This window comes from Dietzia sp. HMSC21D01 (assembly GCF_001815995.1).
In the GTDB taxonomy this organism is placed as follows: domain Bacteria; phylum Actinomycetota; class Actinomycetes; order Mycobacteriales; family Mycobacteriaceae; genus Dietzia; species Dietzia cinnamea.
On record NZ_KV823827.1, the window covers coordinates 1 to 1584 of the forward strand.

Annotated in this window: 1 pseudogene; it reads left to right on the forward strand. The window is 62.4% G+C overall.

Going from position 1 to position 1584, the window contains the following annotated elements:
• Positions 1 to 1210 (forward strand): annotated as a pseudogene (locus HMPREF3086_RS18450) (hypothetical protein); the annotation flags it as partial.
• Between the last annotated feature and the right edge of the window lie 374 nt (positions 1211 to 1584).

Below are 1584 nucleotides of genomic sequence, written 5' to 3' on the forward strand. Positions count from 1 at the left end.
GCGTATCGGTGATGTCATCAGCCTTGTGCCTGTGTTCATCACCGAGCGCGATCCACGCGCCCCCGGCGCTTTCACTGCCCCCGTCACTGTTCGCCCGCGGTGGGGGCACGCCCCGCAGCCCCATCCTTACAACGACGCGACACTGCTCTGGCATTTCGAAGTGCTCGGCGACGGCTGGACCGCCTACTGGTCGCACGATCGCCCGGTGAGCGGGCGAATCCACCTCACCGGGCGTCTGATTCCCGATTTCGTGCGAGCGGTGGCAGGTCACCCCGGCGTGATGACCGGCAAGATACGGCGACTGCAACTAGTGGAGGAACAGTTCCGGGCCACTGATGCCGGACCCCGCCCAATCACCGGCACCGCCCAACTACGCGACCTGGGCCCGTCACCCGATCGCTACTGGCCAAACTGGAGGCGGATCTATACCAACGACGATCCGGTCCAAGAAACAGGCGTCCTGGTGGATCTCGACCTCGATGCCGTCCCCGATGACGTGACCGACTTCGAGGCCGGGGCAGTAACTGTCACCGGCACCGACGTGTGGGTCATGGATCGGGCCAATCCCCTACTTCTGCACGTGGATACCTCCCACTCCCCACCTCAGGTCGTGGAATACCTCCTACCACTGTCGATCGAACCACCACCAGACAAGTGGTCGCGCAGGGTCCATGCTGACCGCGACGGGTGCTGGATCACCTCCCCGGAGGAGATCGTGCGCTGCGCCCGACTCGGCCCAACCGAGCTGAGTGTGCACCGTGTGACCACCGAAGGCGGGGACTACACGATCGACTACGAGGGCCGCCTGTTCGTATGCACCTACCCACACCACTCGGTTCACGACCATCCCCAGTACGGATTCGTGCACATCGACCCAGACCAATATCCGGTGCGTGAACTCATCGACGGCGACCTAATCCCAGTCTTGGACGACTCAATCACTGCCATTGTGCAATCCCACAGGCGGCGAGCCGACCGAGTCGAGACCGCAGACGGAACCAAGTGGATCGCCGACGCCACCCTGACAGCTGAACTACCCGAGGGAACCGTTCACACCATCGACCTGGATCCCCGAACGCCGGGCCAGGTGCAGTGGATCCGCGAGGACCCGTCCCAGGATCCGGCGTTCATGGACCTTCCCCCGGAATCTGCCCCACACCCACGAGAAAACCCTCAAGCCGGGCGCATACTGCGAGCTAGGCGACGCTAGCGCTACGTTGCCCCAGTCGCTAGTTTCAAACGCCGCTAACCGGACGTTATGACAAGTAAAAGGTGTCGAGGTGTCGATTGTGCGAACTCGACACCTCCCCGAATGGCTCGCAGCTCGTTCGAACTCGGGCTGCGCCTGACCTGCGAGCAGGTGCGCATCGCGCAGATGATCCGAGGTCTGTCCGACATGGCGAACCCGGGCCGCAGACAGTATGCGAACTACTGCTCTGACCTGCGGTCCTTCATCAGGATTCGCATTTCCTGCGACACATTCGCAAATTCTGCGAAGCACATAAAAATCAGCCGGAACCCAAACCCGCCCCCACTCCCAGGGTCGGCGTAAAGGGGCGCTTCCGGATTTAGAGTGCGTTGATC